Origin of the sequence: Streptomyces sp. NBC_00704 (assembly GCF_036226605.1) — a bacterium.
Classification (GTDB): domain Bacteria; phylum Actinomycetota; class Actinomycetes; order Streptomycetales; family Streptomycetaceae; genus Streptomyces.
In genome coordinates, this window is record NZ_CP109000.1 from 4,332,809 (window position 1) to 4,351,920 (window position 19,112).

Below are 19,112 nucleotides of genomic sequence, written 5' to 3' on the forward strand. Positions count from 1 at the left end.
TGGGGGCTCCTCGGGCCTGCGAGGGACTTCGTCAGTGATTACTAAGCGGTAACTTATGCAGTCCGTCTGAGACTACCCCGTCTCCCGCGTCGCACTGTAGCGGGAGGCGGAGTGATCTGAATCGCTGAGGGTTGCCTCAGGATCGCTTCAGGATCCGGCCGCAACCCGGCCGTGTTATTCGTACCAAATTGGTACATTTATGACTAATTTATATCCGTGCTCTACGGGATCGCCGCCGCCGCCATCGCCCTGTTCCTCTCCGCCGCCCTCGCCGCGCTGCTGCGCGTGCCCGCTCTGCGCCTCGGACTGCTCGACCGGCGGCAGCGCCAGCGGCGTGTGCCGCTGTTCGGGGGCGCCGCCGTCGTCCTCGCCACCTGTCTCGTCGCCCTCGCCGGCGACCGGACGGGCATCGCCCCGCTGGGGGACGGGATCGGGGCGCTGCTCGCCGCGGGGGGCGCCGTCGCCGCGCTCGGCCTGATCGCCGACGTGTGGCGGCTCAACGTCCGCTTCCTCGTGGTCGGCACCGCGGTCGCCGCCGCCTTCGTCGTGCCCTACGGGGACACGGGGCTGCTCCCGGGGGCGCTGGCCGTCGGCTGGATCACCTTCGTCGCCCTCGGCTTCCGGGCGCTCGACCACGCCGACGGAGTGGCCGGGACCGTCGGCGTCGTCACCGCCTTCGGGGTCGCCGCGTGCGTCGCCGTCGAGGTCATGGACGGACTGGTCGTGCTGCTCAGCGTGTTCGCCGCCGCGTTGACCGGGTTCCTGATGCACAACTGGCCCCCCGCGCGCGTGGCCCTCGGCGCATGCGGCTCGCTCTTCTCCGGCTTCCTGCTCGCCGCGGCCGCCGTCTTCGCCCGCGCGGGACAGGATCCGGTCGTCGGCACGGCCGTGCTGTTCGCGCTCACCGCGGTGGCCGGGGCCGACGTCCTGCTGGTGCTGATCTCGCGGCGGCTGGCCCGACGGCCCCTGCTGCGCGGCGCGCCGGACCACCTCGCCCACCGGCTGCGCCGGCTCGGGCTCACCGCCCAGGGGGCGTCCGTCCTCCTGGGCGTCGCGGCCTTCGGCGCGGTGCTCGTCGGCGTGCTGGCGCACGGCGGATGGCTGCACGCGCGCGCGGTGCTGTGGGTGGCCGGCGGGGTACTCGTCGTCGTGCTCGGGCTGCTGCGGGTCCCGGTGTACGGGCCTCCACGCGCGCGTGCGGGACGTCAGGGCGGCGGACGGGACGCGCGCGGGGGCCGGCGGGCCGCCCGCATGCCCCGTGCCCCTCGCGCGCGGGGGGCGTCGCAGGAGGAGCGGGCGGAGCGGGTGGAGCGGGCCGTGCCGCGTTCGGGGCCGCGGACGATGCGTCCGGCGCCCGTGTATGCGCCCCGGCGTCAACCCGAGGCCGTGCGGTCGTCCCCCGATTCCGAGGTGCGACGGGCCGGACGATCCCTATCACCGCAGGTCAACGCCTCCTTGCGTGTAAGGAACGGATAAGAGTTGAGTGCGCCCGACTCAGGTCTGTTGACCGCGGGGTGAGTGTCGTGCACACTTGAGTCCGTTCCACTCAAGTCAGCTGGAGGAAGATCACCATGGCACGTGCGGTCGGCATCGACCTGGGCACAACCAACTCCGTCGTCAGCGTTCTGGAGGGCGGCGAGCCCACCGTCATCACCAACGCCGAGGGTGCCAGGACCACGCCGTCCGTCGTCGCCTTCGCGAAGAACGGCGAAGTTCTGGTGGGCGAGGTCGCCAAGCGGCAGGCGGTCACGAACGTGGACCGCACCATCCGTTCGGTGAAGCGTCACATGGGCACCGACTGGAAGATCGAGCTCGACGGGAAGCCCTTCAACCCGCAGCAGATCTCCGCGTTCATCCTGCAGAAGCTGAAGCGGGACGCCGAGGCCTACCTGGGCGAGAAGGTGACCGACGCGGTCATCACCGTCCCGGCCTACTTCAACGACTCCGAGCGCCAGGCCACGAAGGAGGCCGGTGAGATCGCGGGCCTCAACGTCCTGCGCATCGTCAACGAGCCCACCGCGGCCGCGCTCGCGTACGGCCTCGACAAGGACGACCAGACGATCCTCGTCTTCGACCTCGGCGGCGGCACCTTCGACGTGTCCCTCCTGGAGATCGGTGACGGCGTCGTCGAGGTGAAGGCCACCAACGGCGACAACCACCTCGGCGGCGACGACTGGGACCAGCGCGTCGTCGACTACCTGGTGCAGCAGTTCAAGGCCGGCCACGGCGTGGACCTCGCCAAGGACAAGATGGCGCTTCAGCGTCTGCGCGAGGCCGCCGAGAAGGCGAAGATCGAGCTGTCCTCGTCCACCGAGACCTCGATCAACCTGCCCTACATCACGGCGTCCGCCGAGGGCCCGCTGCACCTGGACGAGAAGCTCACCCGCGCCCAGTTCCAGCAGCTGACGGCCGACCTGCTGGAGCGCTGCAAGACGCCGTTCCACAACGTCATCAAGGACGCCGGCATCAACCTGTCCGAGATCGACCACGTCGTTCTCGTCGGCGGTTCGACCCGTATGCCGGCCGTCGCCGAGCTCGTCAAGGAGCTGACCGGCGGCCAGGACGCCAACAAGGGCGTCAACCCGGACGAGGTCGTCGCCATCGGCGCCGCGCTCCAGGCCGGTGTGCTCAAGGGCGAGGTCAAGGACGTCCTGCTCCTCGACGTGACCCCGCTGTCCCTCGGCATCGAGACCAAGGGCGGCATCATGACCAAGCTGATCGAGCGCAACACCACGATCCCGACGAAGCGTTCGGAGATCTTCACGACGGCCGAGGACAACCAGCCGTCGGTGCAGATCCAGGTCTACCAGGGTGAGCGCGAGATCGCGGCGTACAACAAGAAGCTCGGCATGTTCGAGCTGACCGGCCTTCCGCCGGCCCCGCGCGGCGTCCCGCAGATCGAGGTCGCCTTCGACATCGACGCCAACGGCATCATGCACGTGACCGCCAAGGACCTGGGCACGGGCAAGGAGCAGAAGATGACCGTCACCGGCGGCTCCTCGCTGCCGAAGGACGAGGTCGACCGCATGCGCCAGGAGGCGGAGCAGTACGCGGACGAGGACCACCGCCGCCGCGAGGCCGCCGAGGCCCGCAACCAGGGCGAGCAGCTCGTCTACCAGACGGAGAAGTTCCTCAAGGACAACGAGGACAAGGTCCCCGGCGAGGTCAAGACCGAGGTCGAGGCCGCCGTCGAGGAGCTGAAGGCCGCGCTCAAGGGCGAGGACACCGCCGAGATCCGCACCGCGACCGAGAAGGTCGCCGCGGTCTCGCAGAAGGTCGGCCAGGCCATGTACGCCGACGCCCAGGCGGCCGGCGGCCAGGACGCGGCGGGCGCCGCGGGCGGCGCCGAGGCCCCCAAGGCCGACGACGACGTCGTGGACGCCGAGATCGTGGACGACGAGCGCAAGGACGGTGCCGCGTGACGGAGGAGACCCCGGGCTTCGAGGAGAAGCCCGACGTCCCCTCCGGCGCCACCCCTGAAGACGCCGAGCCGAAGACCGCCCCCTCCGCCTCGGCGGACGGGGCGGCCCCGGCAGGGGACGAGAACCAGACAGCGGCTCTGGTGGCCCAGTTGGACCAGGCCCGCAAGGCGCTCGACGAGCGCACCGCGGACCTCCAGCGCCTCCAGGCCGAGTTCCAGAACTACCGCCGCCGGGTCGAGCGCGACCGGATCGCGGTCAAGGAGATCGCCGTCGCGAACCTCCTGACCGAACTCCTTCCCGTGCTCGACGACATCGGCCGCGCGCGGGAGCACGGCGAACTCGTCGGCGGCTTCAAGTCCGTCGCCGAGTCGCTGGAGACCGTCGCGGCGAAGATGGGCCTTCAGCAGTTCGGCAAGGAGGGCGAGCCCTTCGACCCGACGATCCACGAGGCCCTGATGCACAGCTACGCGCCGGACGTCACCGAGACGACGTGCGTGGCGATTCTGCAGCCGGGGTACCGGATCGGCGAACGCACCATCCGCCCCGCGCGGGTGGCCGTCGCCGAACCGCAGCCCGGCGCGCAGCCCGCGAAGGCCGACTCGGAAACGGGCGCGGCCTCCGCGGAGGCGGCGGACGACAAGGAGAGCGGTGGCCCGGACGAGGGCTGAGCTCGAGACGGCCGGTGCGCCGGCCGTCATGACGACGCGAGAGGAGGGACGTCGGGGATGAGCACCAAGGACTTCATCGAGAAGGACTTCTACAAGGTCCTCGGCGTCCCCAAGGACGCCACCGAGGCCGAGATCAAGAAGGCTTACCGGAAGCTCGCTCGCGAGTACCACCCGGACGCCAACAAGGGCAACGCCAAGGCGGAGGAGCGCTTCAAGGAGATCTCCGAGGCGAACGACGTCCTCGGCGACCCCAAGAAGCGCAAGGAGTACGACGAGGCACGCGCCCTCTTCGGCAACGGCGGCTTCCGCCCGGGCCCGGGCGCCGGCGGCTCCTTCAACTTCGACCTGGGTGACCTCTTCGGAGGCGGCGCCCCGGGCGGCGGCGGCGCCTCCGGCGGGTTCGGCGGCGGCATCGGGGACGTCTTCGGCGGCCTGTTCAACCGCGGCGGGACGGGCACCACCCGCACCCAGCCGCGGCGCGGCCAGGACATCGACACCGAGGTCACCCTGACCTTCACGGAGGCCATCGAGGGCGCCACGGTCCCGCTGCGGATGTCCTCGCAGTCCCCGTGCAAGGCCTGTTCGGGCACCGGCGACAAGAACGGCACCCCGCGCGTGTGCCCGACCTGCGTCGGCACCGGCCAGGTCGCGCGCGGCTCGGGCGGCGGCTTCTCGCTGACCGACCCGTGCCCCGACTGCAAGGGCCGCGGCCTGATCGCCGAGCACCCGTGCCTGGACTGCAAGGGCAGCGGCCGCGCCAAGTCGTCCCGGACCATGCAGGTCCGCATCCCGGCGGGGGTCACGGACGGCCAGCGCATCCGGCTGCGCGGCAAGGGCGCGCCGGGCGAGCGCGGCGGCCCCTCGGGCGATCTGTACGTCGTGGTCCACGTGGGCGCCCACCCGGTGTTCGGCCGCAAGGACGACAACCTGACGGTGACCGTGCCGGTGACGTTCACCGAGGCGGCCCTGGGCGGCGAGATCAGGGTTCCGACGCTCGGCGGACCGTCGTTGACGCTGAAGCTGCCGCCCGGCACCCCCAACGGCCGTACCATGCGGGCGCGGGGCAAGGGCGCGGTCCGCAAGGACGGCACGCGCGGCGACCTTCTGGTCACCGTCGAGGTGAGTGTTCCGAAGGACCTGTCGGGGAAGGCTCGTGACGCGCTGGAGGCGTATCGCGAGGCGACCGTGGACGAGGATCCGCGGGCGGAGCTGTTCGAGGCCGCGAAGGGAGCATGAGAGTGATGGACGGCCGTCGACGTAACCCGTATGAACTGACCGAGGAAACCCCGGTCTACGTCATCTCGGTGGCGGCCCAGCTCTCCGGCCTGCACCCGCAGACGCTGCGCCAGTACGACCGTCTGGGCCTCGTCTCCCCCGACCGCACCCCCGGCCGGGGCCGGCGCTACTCGGCCCGCGACATCGAACTGCTGCGCACAGTGCAGCAGTTGTCGCAGGACGAGGGCATCAACCTGGCCGGCATCAAGCGGATCATCGAGCTGGAGAACCAGGTGGCCGCGCTCCAGGCCCGGGCGGCCGAGTTGCAGGCGGCGCTGGACGGCGCGGCGGCGGCCATGCGGCAACGCGAGGCCGCGGTGCACGCCTCCTACCGGCGCGACCTGGTGCCGTATCAGGAGATGCAGCAGACCAGCGCGTTGGTGGTCTGGCGGCCCAAGCGGCAGCAGGCCTCGGACTGACGGGGGCCGCACGGGCCCGAGCGGGGACCGAGTGGAACGAGTTCAACAGTGAGGGCCCGGAGACATCGTCTCCGGGCCTTTCCCGCGCTCCGGCGGGCTGGTGCGGTCCGGTCGCGTTCACCGGGCCGGCCCCACCGAGGACCGCCTGCCCCGGAGCGGCCACGCCGGGATCAGTCGCCGATGCCGACGTCCGGACCCGGGCGCTCGTGGCCCGGCGGCTGTGGCGGCTGGTGCTGGGCAGTGGCGGGCGGTCGGCCGGGGCCGCCCGGCGCGACGCCCATCTGCCAGAGGTGGCGAACACCACAAGCTGCGCAATGCCGTCGCCTATGCCCTCGCGGCGTTCGAGGAGATCCCCAAATTCATTCCGGCCGGCGAGGACGCCGTCCCGGAGTCCGCTTTCACCTCCGAAGCGGGCAGGGCGCGTTATCGGCGCGAACCGCGCAAGTTCGAACGCGGCATTCTGGAGATGAACGTCAGGAGGGCCCGGGCGGTGCTCGCCGGCATCGACGAGGTCGGCGGCCGGCCCGGAGGCGCGTCTTCCGGGCGGTGACGCACGCACGGGCCGGCGGACGGGACGAGGGCAGGGGGCCGGGGGCGACCTCGGCCGGTCGGGCGGGATCAGCCGGAGCCCTCCGGCGCGGACACCCCCTCGGCGGCCGTCACCCAGGGGCCCCCGGCTGCTGACCGGGCCAGTTCGCGGGTGGGCCCTGGGTCCAGCCGCCGGGCTGTTGCGGTTGTCCCTGGGACGGCCACTGCTGAGGCGTCGGAGGCCGGCCGCCGGGGTTGTAGGGCTGCTGGGGTGCCGTCGGGAACGGCTGCTGGGGCGCGGGTGCGTACGGCTGGTGAGGCGGCGAGGTCTGCGGGGCGGGTGCGTGGTGCTGCTGCGGAGCGGGGGCGTGCCCCTGGTGAGGCGCGAAGGGCTGCGACGGCGGGAACGGCGCGGCCGGCGCCGGGTCGACGTACGGCAGGGGCGCCATGCTGACCCGGTCCAGGAAGACGATGTTGGGGTTGCAGTCGGCCGGGTGCACCAGGACACCGCCCCCGGCGCGGCGTTCGACGACCAGCAGGCTGAACTCGGCCAGCGCCTGGAGCTGCGTCGGCTCGAGCACGTACTCGTAGACGCGCTGGCGTCCGGTCGCGAGGCTCGTGCTGTCGCTGTCGCCGGTGGTGTGGGTCGTGGACTCGTTGGTGGAGTGCGTGACGCTGGTGGAGGTGCCGGTCGTCTCGCTGTAGCTGCCGCCGGAGTTGGTGGAGGAGGACGACGAGAAGGGGCTGTCGCCGCCCTGGTAGCCGGTGGAGCCGCTCCTGCCCCAGTTGTGTCCGCGGGTGACGGACTCGCTGTGGGTCGTGCCCCTGCTGACGGAGGAGCCGATCGCCCTGGCGACGGAGGTGTTGACGGTCCTGCCCGCGGTGTCCGTCAGCGAGTGCAGCACGAAGGAGTGCTCGCGGCCGATGAAGTCCGCCGCGACATTGGCCTCCTGGTGGTTGCCGAGCTTCATGAAGGCGACGGTCCCGCCGCCGATCATCTGCTCGGCCGCGTCCCTCAAGTGCGGGTGCAGCAGGACCAGTTGGGCCCCGCGGTGCTCGCAGACCTGCGCCAGCCGCTCCAGGTGGCGTCGCTGCGGGCCCTGCTCGCCGAGGGCCACGAGGACGCACGGCGCACTCTCCCGGAACGAGGACAGCCGCCGCATCACGCTCTGGACGGCCAGGTCGGCCAGCAGCTCCGTGCTCGCCGAGCCCGCGCCGATGTCCAGGGCGAAACAGGTCAGATAGCCGGGGCCGCGGCCCTCACGGGCGGCGCCCAGCGCCTCCAGCGGGTGCATGAAGGACACCAGGCGGAAGAGGCTGTCCCGCACCTGGTCCTTGTTCTTGTCGGTGAGCAGGTCGTCCGCGATCCGGTTGCGTTCGTCCCGGCTGAGGCGCTTGGTGTCGTCGGTCTCGCCCATCAGGACGCGCAGCCCCGCGCTCAGCCGTGCCACGGAGACGTCCTCGCCGAGGGCGCCGCACAGCTGGGTGAGAATGCGGGTGTCGACGGCGCGCTCGGCGCGGCCGGCCTCGGGATCGTCCCCGTGGACCGCCTCGACGAGCGCGTGCACCAGCTCGTGCGGCGCCAGCCCCTCGACGACGCTGCTCTCGGCCATCCGGCTGGGCAGCAGCTGGACGTCGACGGGCACGCCGGCGTCCTCGGCGAGGACGGACAGTTCCCTGCACACGAGGGCCTGCGTCAGGTCGACCACGATCACCGGCCGCTCCGGGAGGGTGGAGGCGCCGAAAACGGTCAGGAAGCCCTCGCGGCCGCGCTGGCTGCCGCCGAAGACGTCCAGTCGCCGGGTGTCGGGGCCGACGGGCAGCGCGCCCCAGGCGTCGAGGCCGCGCACCCACTGCTCCTGCCCGCTGTCATGGTGCTGCCGACGCTGGTGCCACAGCTGCCAGGAGGACCGGAACCGCTCTTCCAGGGCACCCTGGTGAGCCGTGAGATCACCGGCGGCGGAGTCGAGCCGCTGTGCGGCGAGGCCCATCCGGGCCAGGGCGACGACGATCGCCACGACGCCGAGGACTGCCATGACGGGGCCGGCGAAGTAGCTCAACAGGAAGCAGACCGCCGCGACCCCGCCGCCGATCTTGACGGCGGAGCCACGTCGGTCCTCGTGGTCGAGGCGCGCGGCCGTCGCCCGGTTCTCGTACCCGACCGCCACCTGCTCCCGCTGCGGTTCGGGCTCGGCGAACGGCCGGCGCAGCGACTCGGGGTCGCGGTAGACCCAGCCGAGGCGCTGCCCCGCGTCGAAGAGGCGCAGACAGCGGCCGAGCTGTCCGGTCCCGGTGCTTTCGACAGTCATACGTGAGGCTCCCGGCCGGTCAGGCGACGAAGGTCTCGAGCGCGCGTATGCGCTGGTGGAGCGGCGGATGCGAGGACATGAGCCGGGCGACGGGGCCCTGCTTGCCGTCCGCGTCGTCGTGCCCCTCCGCCTGCCAGCCGGTGAACACGGTGAGCAGCAGGGGCCCGTACCCGAGCTGTCCCGCGAACCGGTCGGCGCGCAGTTCGCCCTGCCGGCCGGCCCAGGCGAGCAGGAACGGGATCGCGTAGAGCGCGGCGGCGGGCGGGAAGGCGAGGAAGGTCGCTATGGCGAGACCGCCGAAGACCAGGACGAAGACGCCGGCCGCCAGGCAGGAGAGCTCGGCGGTGAAGAAGAACAGGAAGCCCGTCACGATCTTCACGACGAGCATGAACGCCCGGACCGGCATGGCGTACCAGAAGCCGAGCAGACCGGACCAGGCGTGGCCGCCGACGTGGTGGCCCAGCTCATGGGCCATCACGGCCGACAGCCGATCGGGCGGCAGCTGTCGCATCGCTCCGCGCGTCACGCTGACGATGTGCCCGGCGGCGGCGGAGGCGTTGAGCTCGTCCGAGTCCTCCATCCACAGGTCGTACGTGGCGCCGTCGATACCGGCCCGGCGCGTGACGTCGTCCCAGATGGGCTGCAGGACGGCCAGTTCGGCGGCGGTGGGGGGCCGCATCTTGAACCACAGCCGGGCCAGGCGGCCTTCGGTCGGTCGGTGGAAGACCAGGGCGCCGGACGCCAGCCAGGCGACGATGAAGGCGATGTCCAGGCCGCTCGGCAGCACGCGTGAGATGAGCCAGATCACCAGCAGACTGCCCAGGAACAGGGGCACGTTGAGCAGCAGCGTGGTGACGGACGTGGAGTCGGCGCCGCGGTTCACCTGAGGGTGACCGGGGACGTGGGGTGCGGCCGGCGTGTACGTGGACTGCTGCTGCGGATACGCCAACTGCGGTGCCTGCGGCGGTGCTTGCGGCGGTGCCTGCTGCGGATACTGCTGCGGCGCGAACGGTTGCTGCGGCGGCTGTTGGTGCCCGTACGGGGGCTGGTGTCCGTACGGGGCCTGGTACGTGTAGGGGGGCTGCTGTGCGTACGGGACCTGCTGCCCGTACGGGGGCTGCTGCCCGTACGGGGCTTGGTGTCCGTAGGGGGGCTGCTGTGCGTACGGAGGCTGCTGCCCGTAAGGGGGCTGCTGGGGCGCGTACTGCGGCTGATGGCCCGGCGCGAACTGTTGCGGGTGGGCGCCAGGCTGGTGTGGCGGCTGCTGGTACGGCGGTTGCTGGTGATGCGGCGGGGGCGGCGGCGCGGCCTGGTACGGCGGCTGCTGCACTGGCGGCGCGGCCTGGTACGGCGGCTGGTGAGGGGGCGCGGCCTGGTAAGGCAGCTGCTGCGGGGGGACCGGCGGAGCCGCCTGGCCCGGCTGGCCCGGCGGAACCGGCTGGCCCGGCGGCCCGGGCGGGTAGGCCGGGTTCTGCGGCGGGGCGGACTGGCCTTCGGGATGGGCCGGGTCGCCGTGCCCGTACGGGTCCTGCGGCCGGTGAGGGTCAACGGGATCGGTCATATGAGTTCGCCCTGAGGGAGATGGGCGCCGTGCGGGCGCTCACATGTGGACAGGTGAGAGATGACCGTCCCAAGGGCGGCAGAAAAGACGCCTCTGATGATGGAACTCGCCCCCGTGTCCGCCGAAGCGGAAGTCAGTCATTGATCAGCAGCCGACACATGGTCCCTGAATCAATCCCCCAAGTCCACCTAATTCCAAGGGAGGTGACATTACGGTTGCAAGGCTTGGCCGGTCATGACCCGGCATCTAGGGTGGTGCCGCAAGATCGACAACGGGGGGACGTTGCCCATCACACCGCATGCCCACCCGCCTGCCCGGGTGGGCCGTTCCGTTCTCCGCGGCGAACGCGTCACGCGACGGACCGCGCACATATGACGGCCGCCCCACCCGGCGCGAGCGCGTGGCACCGCTTCGCGGGCCTGGAGGCCGCGCTGCTGCGTGAGGTCCCGCGGCAGCGGCCGTCCGAGGACCGGCCCGCCGGCGGCGAGGACGAATTGCGGGCGCAGCGTCTGGCCGCCCTGGTCTCCGCCCACCACGTCCCGCACCCGCACGACCCGACGGGCGGCGCGGTGCTCGTCGGCTGGGCGCGCAGAGCGGCCGACGGTCCTCTCGACGTCTTCGTCGGCGGCAGTGCCCTGCTGGGCGGCCGCACCGACGAGGCCGACGGGGCGGTGTCCCTGCTGCGGCTGCCCGCGGGCGCGCGCGGGGTGCGACAGCCGACGGGTACGCCGGCCGCCGTGATGGGCGCCTTCCCCTGCTGGAGCGCGGTCGCCGCGGTGACCGACGGACTGCTGGTCGACGACGAGCCGAGGCCGGCGAGCACGGGAGCGGCCCTCCAGCGGCCCACGCTGGAGGACTGTCTGCTCGGCGTGTGGCAGGAACCGTTCGCCTGGCTGGTGTTCGCCGAGCCGGTGCCGGCCGCGGAGCTCGACGAACTCACCGGTGACGTGGCCGACGAGCGGCGCCGGGCACAGGCCAAGGCGGAGGGATCGCCCGAGTACGCCATCGCCGCGACCCGGCTGGAGCGCCGCCACAGGGAGCTGGCCAAGGCGTCGGCCACCGGGCTGTGGCGCATACGTCTGCTGGCGGGCGGCCGGACGCCCGAGGAGGCGACCCGGGTGGCGGCGCTGCTGTGCGCCTCGGCGGACCTCGAGGGACTGCCGTACGCGCTGCGCCCGACCGGGCGGGTGGGCGACCTCGCCACCGCCCTCGGCGGTGTCCTGCCGGCACCGCAGGAGCACCCCTTCCACGCCGGTTCCGATCTGCTCGCGGCCCTCGCCCGGCCCCCTGCCCGGGAGATCCCCGGCGTACGGTTCGCCCTGCGGCCGGAGTTCGACGTCAGTCCCGAGACCGCGGCCCGTCCGGCGTCGCCCGGGGCTCCTCCGGTCCGGCTCGGCTCGGTGCTGGACCGCAACCGCAGCCCCGTCGGCGACCTCGAACTGGCCCGCTCCACCCTCAACCGGCATACGTTCGTGTGCGGGGCGACCGGCGGCGGAAAGTCGCAGACCGTGCGCGGGCTGCTGGAGGCGGCGACCCACGCGGGCATCCCGTGGCTGGTCGTGGAACCGGCCAAGGCCGAGTACCGCTTCATGTCGGCGCGGCTCGGGGACACCGCCGAGGTCGTGGTGATCAGGCCCGGCGACCCGGAGTCCCTCCCGGCCGGACTCAACCCCCTGGAGCCGTCCGCGTACGCGAGCGGCGAGCGCTTCCCGCTCCAGACCCACCTCGACATGGTGCGGGCCCTCTTCCTGGCCTCGTTCGACCCGCAGGAGCCGTTCCCGCAGGTCCTCAGCGCCGCGCTGACGCGCTGCTACGAGGAGCTGGGCTGGGACCTGACGCTCGGCGAGCCGGTGTTCCCGGGCGCCGAGCCGCGTTACCCGACCCTCGAGGACCTGGAGGACACGGCTCTGCGGGTCGTCTCGGACATCGGCTACGGCAAGGAGGTCGCCGACAACGTCCAGGGCTTCATCAAGATCCGTCTGGCCGGCCTGCGCCTCGGCACGACGGGCCGCTTCCTGGAGGGCGGCCGCCCGCTGGACTTCGGGGAACTGCTGAAACGCAACGTCGTCTTCGAGATCGAGGACGTCGGCGACGACAGGGACAAGGCGTTCCTGATGGGCACGATCCTCATCAGGCTCGTCGAGCACCTGCGCATGGAACAGCGGGTGGCCCGCCAACTGGCCCTCCCGCTACGGCATCTGACGGTCTTCGAGGAGGCGCACCGCCTGCTGCGCCGGACCGAGGAGGGCGGCGCGAGCGCCCACGCGGTGGAGATGTTCGCCGGCCTGCTCGCGGAGATCCGGGCGTACGGGGAAGGGCTGGTCATCGCGGACCAGATCCCGAGCAAGCTGCTGCCCGACGTCATCAAGAACACGGCGGCGAAAATCGTCCACCGGCTGCCCGCACAGGACGACCGCGAGGCGGTCGGCGCGACGATGAACATCACGCGGGCCCAGTCCGAGTACCTGGTCACCCTGCGGCCGGGCGAGGCGGCCGTCTTCACGGACGGCATGGACTATCCGCTGCTGGTGCGGATGCGGGACGGGACGGACCGCGAGGACGCGGGGGCGGTCAGAGCGGCGTCGGCGGCGGGCATGACGGGTCCGCGCAGCCGGGCGTGCGCGGCCGACTGCTCGGCGGCCCCGTGCACGCTGCGTGACCTGCGCAGGGCTCAGCGGCTGACGGAACAGGCCGGGCCGCGGATCACGCTGTGGGCGGAGATGGCGGTGGCGGCCCATCTGCTGGGCTGGACGACGCCGCTGCCGGGCGAGGCGATGCGACGCGAGCTGGAGCCGTACCGGGGCCGCCTCCTGGACTGCGCGATCGGCCAGGCCGTGGACGGGGCGGTGCACAGCCGCGGGGGCGCCCCCGCGGATCCGGGCGCGCTCGGTGAGCACGTGGCCGCGGTGATGCGCGCCCAGTTGGACGGCCAGGACCCGTGCGCGGTGGGCGAGCCGCGTTTCAGAGCGCGCAGGGGGACGAGGACGCGGGTGTATTACCACGGGCGGCATTCGCCCTCTGTCCTGGAGAAGATCGTCGGATGTGCGGATCCGTCGGAGGAGTGGCGGCAGCGATTCGCGCGCACGCTGACGTGCTTCGCGCGCGTCCCTCGCCGGCCGAATCCGTCCGGGAACACGACGGGGGCTCTCGAGTGAGCGAACTGTACGGGACGGACAGGCCTACGGCGCAGGACGTGCCCGAGCAGCAGTTCCAGGAGGCCGCGGGCTGGGAGACGGCTGAGTTCGGGGAGCCCGAGGAGCCGGCGGTGATCAAGGTGAACCCCGGCAGTTCCGCGTCGGTCGCCATCCCCGCGTCGGACCTCAAGGTCTGAGCGCGAGAAGGACGAGTGGCTGGGCAAGAGCCGGCGGCGAGCGCGAGCCGTCGGGCAGAGTCGGAAAGGCGGGGGAGACGTGGCGCAGCGTGACGTAGACGGTCGGAATGAGTGAGTTGTACGCGGCGGAAAAGGGGGCCGAGGCCGTTCCCGTCGAGACGACGGCTCCCGCCCGGACGGACCCCGCGGACGCCTGGGCGGAACCCGAAGAGCCTGCGGACGAGGGGAACGCCGAGCCCGCCGGGATCACCGGGGAGCCGAAGGAGCCCGACGACGCCGACGAGCCCGGTGAGCCCGAGTGGGGGCGGGAGGACGATGCGGCGGTCCCCGGAAGCGGCGGCGCCACGGGCCTCGATGCCCGTGCTCGGGACGGCCATCCGGCAGCGTCGGGCGAGGACACGTATCCGGCGGAACCGGAAGATCCCGAAGAGGCCGAAAGTCCCGTGGAGCCCGAAGAGCCACAAGGTCCGGAACGACCGGACGGCCCCGGGGACCCGGATGAGGCGGACGGGCTCGAAGGGGACGAGGGCGCCGAGACCCCCGAAGAGTCGGCGGAGGCGGAGTCACCCGAGGACAGGGCCGGCGTATCCGGCGGTTCCGCCGCGGACGAACCGTCGGTGACCGGGAAGTTCATGGATCGGGTGAAGGGTGCGTTCAGCAGCGGTGACTCGGTGCGGGAGATATCGGAGACCGTCGACAGACCTGACTTCCATCTCCCCGGCAGGGCCTATCCGCCGGACGCTTACGGGACCCCGCTGGACCGGCCCGACGGAACGCGTACCCCGCTGTTCGACGGTGTCCCCCATCGGGATCAGACACAGCAAGGCGCCCTTGGCGACTGCGGGGTCATCGCGACGTTGGGGGCCGTCGCCGAGCATCGTCCGCAGGACATCGTCGACCGCATGAAGGAGAACGAGGACGGCACGTACGAGGTCTCGCTCAACGAGGCGAAGAGCGTCGGCTTCGGCAGGTACGAGCCGACAGGTACCGTCGTGAAGCTGACGGTGACCGGCGATCTGCCCGTCTACAGCGAGATTCCCTCCGTCGCGGCTTTCGCCGACTCCGCGGAGACAGGGGTGGCATGGGCGCCGATCATGGAGAAGGCCATCGCCGGTGTGGACCGGACGTGGAGCGAGGACAAGCAGGCGTCGTGGCAGTCCACCCACGTGCGAACGGATGCATTTCCCACCGGCTACACGCGGCTCAATTTCGGGACCAAGTCCAGCGATCGGGCCGAGTTGTTGGTGCAGTTGACGGGAACGCCTGCCCAGGTCTGGGATGTGCCGACCGGTTACGACCACCATGGTCGTGACGCGAAGACCCAGTTCAGGCAGGATATCGCGGAGAAACTTGCGGACGGTTGCCCCGTCATCGTCGCGACGCGACACCAGAAAAAGGGAGAGTCGCCACTGCCGGGCAAGCTCGTTGCAGGGCACGCCTACGAACTGACCGCAATAAATGAAATCGGGCGGTTCGAACTGAGGAATCCCTACAACGCAAGGGATCCGAAGCCGTTGACCTTCGACGAGCTGAGGGACAGCATCCTCCCGAACTATGTCACCTTGGAGAAGAAGTGACAGTGCAGGAAATCGCGATCTGGCGCAACATGCAGGCGAACAAGGGGTTCGCCCGCTTTTTCGTCACACATCTTTCCGAGCGGGAGGGCCGGCCGCCGTTGGTCGAACTCGTCGTCGTCGTCGACGGCGCCGAGGAAGACCATTCGCTGGAGCCCGGCGACGTCTTCCCGATCAGGGACCAGGAATGGAAGCTGGACCGAATCGAGGACCTCGAATCTCCGAGCGGGGACTGGACGGTCGTTCTCGCCAGGGTCACGTGAGCCGGCTCGGCCCTGCTCGTGCTCGCGGGCCGGTTCCCCGGGGGAGCCGGCCCGTCGGAACTACGGCCGGACCCGCATCACTCCAGCCGGGCCAGTCTCGTCCTGAGCGGTTCTGCTGAGCGCAGGGTCACTGCCTCCTCGAACAGTTCTCGTTGGTCGAGGCGGTCGCGCCAGGGGTAGCGGATGTGCCAGTGGTCGACGACGTATCGCAAGAGGTCGAGCCGCCCCGCCTCCGCGATCGTCGTAGGTGGTCCGGGCGAGCAGTGTGCACAGGGGGAGGCTGAGACGTGCCACGACGGTCTCGATGACGGCGCCGGGGGCGAGGCCGAGCAGGAGGGCCGGGGCGCAGTGGTCGGCGTAGGCGCGGTTCGGCTCACCGGTCTCGTCCTCTTGCCGCTGCGCGGAATCGAGCAGCTCGGGCAGCGGGCCGTCGAAGCCGGCGGCGAGCAGACGTACCGCCCGCGTCCAGCGGGCGGGGAACACGTCGAGACGCGCACGGACCTTCTCGGCCCGGTCGCGGAACCCAGCGGAGTGTCCGTGAAGGCGCCGGGAAGCCGGAAGTGTCCGGCGGGGGTCGCCCGCCACTGCTGTTCCACCGCCGCCGGCGCCAGCCTCGTCCGACCGTCGCCCAGCGCCTCGACGAGGCCGTTGCCGAGGCCTCCCGAAAGGTCGTCCCGTCCGACGACGGACGCTGCCTGACGGGCGCTCAGGCCCCAGCCGTCGTACAGGGCCTGGACCTCGGCCGCGCCGCCGTACGCGGCGACCCAGTCGCCCAGTCCCTCGGGCGGCGCGTACCACTCCTGACGCAGCACGCACAGCCGGGCTTCCGCCCCGAGCTTCTCGGCGGTCTTGGCCGCGGCTTCCGGCGTCGCGTGCTGGAACAGGGCTACAAACGTCTCGTCGAACTCGTCGAACTCGTCGACCTGCGGTTCACTCACGCGACGAGGTGGATCACGAACCCGGCCGACGGCGGTCCGCGAGCACGTCGTTGGCAGCCACCTCGGGCAACCAGGTGGGACGGCGGGAATTGGGCTTCCGCCGTCGGGAATCCGTCAGCCGAGTTGTTCCGTCGTGCCGTCCGGGTGGATCAGGAGGCGGATCGCGCCGCCGTAGCGGTTGTCGGTGATGGTCGCCGGAGTGGGGGCGCCGAGCTGCTGCGCGCGCTGCTGGAGGATCGACAGGACGACGTCCTGGATGTCGCCGTAGGGCGGGGCGGTGACCGGGACGCCGTCGATCAGGCCGGCGTTGGGGGAGAAGACGTGCACCTGGGCGTCCGCCGGGGCGGGGGGCGGGGGCGGCATCGTCGGTTCGGTCATCGGGGGTCGGGTTCCTTCCGGCTCGGTTCCGGATCAGTTCCGGCTCAGGCGCTCTTGGCCTCGTTCTGCTCGGGAGCGCTCGGCGTGACGTTCACGGTGACGTCCGTGGCGACGTCGGCGGTGCGAGCGTACGTGCCGCGGGCGAGGCGTCGCAGGCCGCCCGACTTGACCATCGCGGACAGGACGTTGCTGATCGTCTTCGAGGGGTCGCCGTAGACGCCGTGGGGCAGAGCGCGCAGCACGTCGCGGGCGGAGAACGGGCCCGGGAAGGCCGAGACGGCCGTCTCCACGGCCGCCCGGATGCTGGGCACGTGGGGCGCGGTGCCGTGGCGGGCGCCCGACGCGGTGAGGGCGGCCGCCTGGCCCGGGCCGGCAATCGTCCTGCGGCTCGGGACCGGATGCGGGAGACAGGTGCGGACGGCCTGGAGTGCGCTGCGGACCGGTTCGAGATCGATCTCGCCGTCGTCGTCGCCGCCGGCGGGGGCGCCCGCCGCGGCCAGCATGGTCGCCACCTTCTCTATGTTCGCGAGCGAGGACGCCAGTTCGCGCAGCAACGGCTCCAGGAAGTCGCGGCGCAGGGCCGTACCGGGTCGGTGGTGGCGAGTTCGACGGAGACCGAGCCGGTCAGGGCGCGCGGCGGCGAGGAGGCGTCGGCCGCGACAGATGCGCGGTCCCGGGCGTCCTGCGGGGCGAGTGCCTCCACGGCCTTGCGCGCGGCGCGGACGGTGTCCGGCGTCTCCGGCGCGATCTCGCCGCCCGGCACGCTCACCAGCATCGTGGCAAGCTGCTCCAGGCTGTCCAGTGTGGGCAGCGCGGCGCGGATCAGAGGGGCCAGCAGAGCCTGTCGTACGGCCTGGGCGGGGTCCTCGTACGAGAAGGCGATCCGCTGCCCGGACTCGGCCGCTGCCATGTCCTCGCTCCTGCTTTCCGGGTGTGCGTGGGGGTGGGGGTGTCTGGAGCCGGTGGGTTGGTGGTGACCGTCGTTGTGCGTCCGCTGTGCGGCGGTGTGCTGGTGCAACTGCCGTGGGATGCCCGGCAACTCGAGCCGCTCCCGGGCCAGTTGGTCCTGGCGGGCGTCGAACGCGTCGAGGATCCGCTCCACTGCGGGCAGACCGTGCTCGGCGGTGGCGCGGATGTTCGCCGGGCCGCTGCCGCTGCCGCGCGAGCGCAGGCGCAGCAGGCGGCGTGACGTTTCGGCAGAGTGGTGGCCGGGGCCCGCGCCGGGTCCGTCCGACGGGTGGTGGCTCGGCAGGTCGCCGTTCGCGTCGCCGACGCCGAGGGCGCGGCGGATCCAGCGGCGGTCGTCGAGTGTGGTCGCCGCCGTGTAGCCGTACGGCTCGGCGTGCGCGACGGCGTCCTGGAGGCATTCCGCCCACAACGGGCAGGAAGCGCACAGGTCACGGGCGGTGCGCAGCAGGACGAGACGCTGGTGGCGCTGCTCGGAAGAGGCGTACGGGATGTCCGCGGGCGCCTCCAGCAGCGGGTGCTGGAAGACGTCCGGTCGGCGCTGGCAGGGCAGGGCGGCGTCGGGGCTGTGTGCCCCTGCGCCCGCTCTGGTTCCCCGTGCCGCCCCGCGCGCGGGGCGCGCGGGAAGCGCCGTATGGCTGGCCATAGGCATGCGTGTATTCCCCCGTGGTGATGCGTGATCCGGGGGGACTCTAAGGCGTTCCGTCAAGGGGGTGCAACGCATCTGCAAAGCGTGTGCCGACTTGGCACAGTGACGAGACGAAACGTTCACACGGGCCTCAACTGTCCGTCGGGCCGGTGGCTTTGCCCTGCCGTACCCGGCCGAATGCCCGGCGGGCACTGCATGCAATCGCTTTCGCCCTGCTGCCGCGCAGCGCCAATACGCCGAGCACGCCGAGGAATCCGAGCGGAACGCCGGCCTCCGGCAGGAACATCCCGACGACGGACGCGATGACGAGGATCACATCCGCGAGCACGACGGTGACGCCCCGTCGGCCCGGGTGCTCCTTCACCATCCACGCGCCGAGGAGCGCCATGCCGGCGAGTGCCCAGTAGCCGAAGGCGGCCTGGCCGGTGACGGTGGCGCTGGTGGAGGCGCGCACCGAGTCGCCCACCGCGGAGAAGTACCCGGTGAACGCCGCGGCGAGAAGCGTCGAGGCGAGTCCGAGGAGGAGCTGGCCGCGGCGTCGGAGCAGCCAGACGACCGCGCCGACGAGCGCGAGCGCGCAGACCGTGACGAAGCTGGAGCCGCTCTCGGAGGCGATGGCGAAGAGCGTGTAGGCGGCGGCGACGCAGAAGACGACGCGGGGGAGCAGCTTGACGGCCCAGGGGTCGTCCTTGTCCTGGCGTACGAGGCGGCGCAGGCGGGAGAGCGCGGGGGAGGGCGGGTCCGCCCGGCCGGAGCCGGGCCGTCCGGCGGGCGGTCCGGGTGCGCGGGGCGTGCGGGTGGTGGGTTTCGGCGTGGTGGGGTTCATCGGCG

18 protein-coding genes are annotated in these 19,112 nt (G+C 71.9%); 11 read left to right on the plus strand and 7 right to left on the minus strand.

Going from position 1 to position 19,112, the window contains the following annotated elements:
- Nucleotides 1-216 precede the first annotated feature (216 nt).
- The 6 genes from OG802_RS18960 to OG802_RS18985 all read left to right on the plus strand — a co-directional run bounded on the left by OG802_RS18960 (nt 217) and on the right by OG802_RS18985 (nt 6,334).
- Nucleotides 217-1,476 (plus strand): MraY family glycosyltransferase, encoded by a 1,260-nt coding sequence (locus OG802_RS18960; RefSeq protein WP_329412044.1) that lies wholly within the window; start codon nt 217-219, stop codon nt 1,474-1,476.
- 95 nt (nt 1,477-1,571) lie between these two features.
- Nucleotides 1,572-3,422, plus strand: coding sequence for a molecular chaperone DnaK (dnaK, locus tag OG802_RS18965; RefSeq protein ID WP_069768299.1), 1,851 nt, complete (start codon nt 1,572-1,574; stop codon nt 3,420-3,422).
- Nucleotides 3,419-4,090 (plus strand): nucleotide exchange factor GrpE, encoded by a 672-nt coding sequence (gene grpE, locus OG802_RS18970; RefSeq protein WP_329412045.1) that lies wholly within the window; start codon nt 3,419-3,421, stop codon nt 4,088-4,090. The genes dnaK and grpE overlap by 4 nt, the downstream gene beginning before the upstream one ends.
- 57 nt (nt 4,091-4,147) lie before the next feature.
- Nucleotides 4,148-5,326: a molecular chaperone DnaJ gene (gene dnaJ, locus OG802_RS18975; RefSeq protein ID WP_329412047.1), complete on the plus strand. Its 1,179-nt coding sequence runs from the start codon at nt 4,148-4,150 to the stop codon at nt 5,324-5,326.
- 5 nt (nt 5,327-5,331) lie between these two features.
- The gene (locus tag OG802_RS18980) at nt 5,332-5,784 is read left to right on the plus strand and encodes a heat shock protein transcriptional repressor HspR (protein ID WP_329412048.1); all 453 of its coding nucleotides are present in this window, start codon (nt 5,332-5,334) and stop codon (nt 5,782-5,784) included.
- 220 nt (nt 5,785-6,004) lie between these two features.
- Nucleotides 6,005-6,334: a hypothetical protein gene (locus OG802_RS18985; RefSeq protein ID WP_329412050.1), complete on the plus strand. Its 330-nt coding sequence runs from the start codon at nt 6,005-6,007 to the stop codon at nt 6,332-6,334.
- A 109-nt stretch (nt 6,335-6,443) separates the two neighbouring features.
- Here OG802_RS18985 and OG802_RS18990 read toward each other — a convergent pair whose 3' ends face one another.
- Nucleotides 6,444-8,621 carry a proline-rich domain-containing protein gene (locus tag OG802_RS18990; RefSeq protein ID WP_329412052.1) on the minus strand — a complete coding sequence of 726 codons (2,178 nt, stop codon included), beginning with the start codon at nt 8,619-8,621 and terminating at the stop codon, nt 6,444-6,446.
- A gap of 19 nt (nt 8,622-8,640) precedes the next feature.
- On the minus strand, nt 8,641-9,570 hold the full coding sequence (locus OG802_RS18995; protein WP_329412054.1) for a M48 family metalloprotease: 930 nt from the start codon (nt 9,568-9,570) through the stop codon (nt 8,641-8,643).
- A gap of 21 nt (nt 9,571-9,591) precedes the next feature.
- On the opposite strand from OG802_RS18995, the gene OG802_RS19000 reads away from it, so the two are divergent.
- The 5 genes from OG802_RS19000 to OG802_RS19020 all read left to right on the plus strand — a co-directional run bounded on the left by OG802_RS19000 (nt 9,592) and on the right by OG802_RS19020 (nt 15,350).
- Complete coding sequence (locus tag OG802_RS19000) at nt 9,592-10,197, plus strand: hypothetical protein (protein ID WP_329412056.1); 606 nt, start codon at nt 9,592-9,594, stop codon at nt 10,195-10,197.
- A gap of 356 nt (nt 10,198-10,553) precedes the next feature.
- A complete protein-coding gene (locus OG802_RS19005; RefSeq protein ID WP_329412058.1) occupies nt 10,554-13,337 on the plus strand; it encodes an ATP-binding protein in 2,784 nt (927 codons plus the stop codon).
- The gene (locus OG802_RS19010; protein ID WP_329412059.1) at nt 13,334-13,513 is read left to right on the plus strand and encodes a hypothetical protein; all 180 of its coding nucleotides are present in this window, start codon (nt 13,334-13,336) and stop codon (nt 13,511-13,513) included. The genes OG802_RS19005 and OG802_RS19010 overlap by 4 nt, the downstream gene beginning before the upstream one ends.
- Before the next feature lie 107 nt (nt 13,514-13,620).
- Entirely contained in the window at nt 13,621-15,090 is a 1,470-nt protein-coding gene (locus tag OG802_RS19015) for a C2 family cysteine protease (RefSeq protein ID WP_329412060.1), read from the plus strand.
- A gap of 2 nt (nt 15,091-15,092) precedes the next feature.
- Nucleotides 15,093-15,350 (plus strand): DUF6406 domain-containing protein, encoded by a 258-nt coding sequence (locus OG802_RS19020; protein ID WP_329412062.1) that lies wholly within the window; start codon nt 15,093-15,095, stop codon nt 15,348-15,350.
- A gap of 77 nt (nt 15,351-15,427) precedes the next feature.
- Here OG802_RS19020 and OG802_RS19025 read toward each other — a convergent pair whose 3' ends face one another.
- From OG802_RS19025 to OG802_RS19045, 5 genes are all read right to left on the minus strand, one after another.
- Nucleotides 15,428-16,288: a hypothetical protein gene (locus OG802_RS19025; protein WP_329412064.1), complete on the minus strand. Its 861-nt coding sequence runs from the start codon at nt 16,286-16,288 to the stop codon at nt 15,428-15,430.
- Nucleotides 16,289-16,402: 114 nt separating this feature from the next.
- Complete coding sequence (locus tag OG802_RS19030; RefSeq protein ID WP_329412065.1) at nt 16,403-16,666, minus strand: hypothetical protein; 264 nt, start codon at nt 16,664-16,666, stop codon at nt 16,403-16,405.
- Nucleotides 16,667-16,710: 44 nt separating this feature from the next.
- Entirely contained in the window at nt 16,711-17,178 is a 468-nt protein-coding gene (locus OG802_RS19035; protein ID WP_329412067.1) for a hypothetical protein, read from the minus strand.
- A gap of 5 nt (nt 17,179-17,183) precedes the next feature.
- On the minus strand, nt 17,184-18,284 hold the full coding sequence (locus OG802_RS19040; RefSeq protein WP_329412069.1) for a WhiB family transcriptional regulator: 1,101 nt from the start codon (nt 18,282-18,284) through the stop codon (nt 17,184-17,186).
- 127 nt (nt 18,285-18,411) lie between these two features.
- Nucleotides 18,412-19,107 carry a hypothetical protein gene (locus tag OG802_RS19045; RefSeq protein WP_329412071.1) on the minus strand — a complete coding sequence of 232 codons (696 nt, stop codon included), beginning with the start codon at nt 19,105-19,107 and terminating at the stop codon, nt 18,412-18,414.
- Between the last annotated feature and the right edge of the window lie 5 nt (nt 19,108-19,112).

Bases quoted from the DNA above. Each gene is read 5' to 3' on its own strand.
- OG802_RS19045 (WP_329412071.1), bottom strand. From the start codon at position 19,107: ATGAACCCCACCACGCCGAAACCCACCACCCGCACGCCCCGCGCACCC.
- OG802_RS19030 (WP_329412065.1), bottom strand. From the start codon at position 16,666: ATGACCGAACCGACGATGCCGCCCCCGCCCCCCGCCCCGGCGGACGCC.
- dnaJ (WP_329412047.1), top strand. From the start codon at position 4,148: ATGAGCACCAAGGACTTCATCGAGAAGGACTTCTACAAGGTCCTCGGC.
- OG802_RS19015 (WP_329412060.1), top strand. From the start codon at position 13,621: ATGAGTGAGTTGTACGCGGCGGAAAAGGGGGCCGAGGCCGTTCCCGTC.
- OG802_RS19040 (WP_329412069.1), bottom strand. From the start codon at position 18,284: ATGCCTATGGCCAGCCATACGGCGCTTCCCGCGCGCCCCGCGCGCGGG.
- OG802_RS18990 (WP_329412052.1), bottom strand. From the start codon at position 8,621: ATGACTGTCGAAAGCACCGGGACCGGACAGCTCGGCCGCTGTCTGCGC.
- OG802_RS18980 (WP_329412048.1), top strand. From the start codon at position 5,332: ATGGACGGCCGTCGACGTAACCCGTATGAACTGACCGAGGAAACCCCG.
- OG802_RS19005 (WP_329412058.1), top strand. From the start codon at position 10,554: ATGACGGCCGCCCCACCCGGCGCGAGCGCGTGGCACCGCTTCGCGGGC.
- dnaK (WP_069768299.1), top strand. From the start codon at position 1,572: ATGGCACGTGCGGTCGGCATCGACCTGGGCACAACCAACTCCGTCGTC.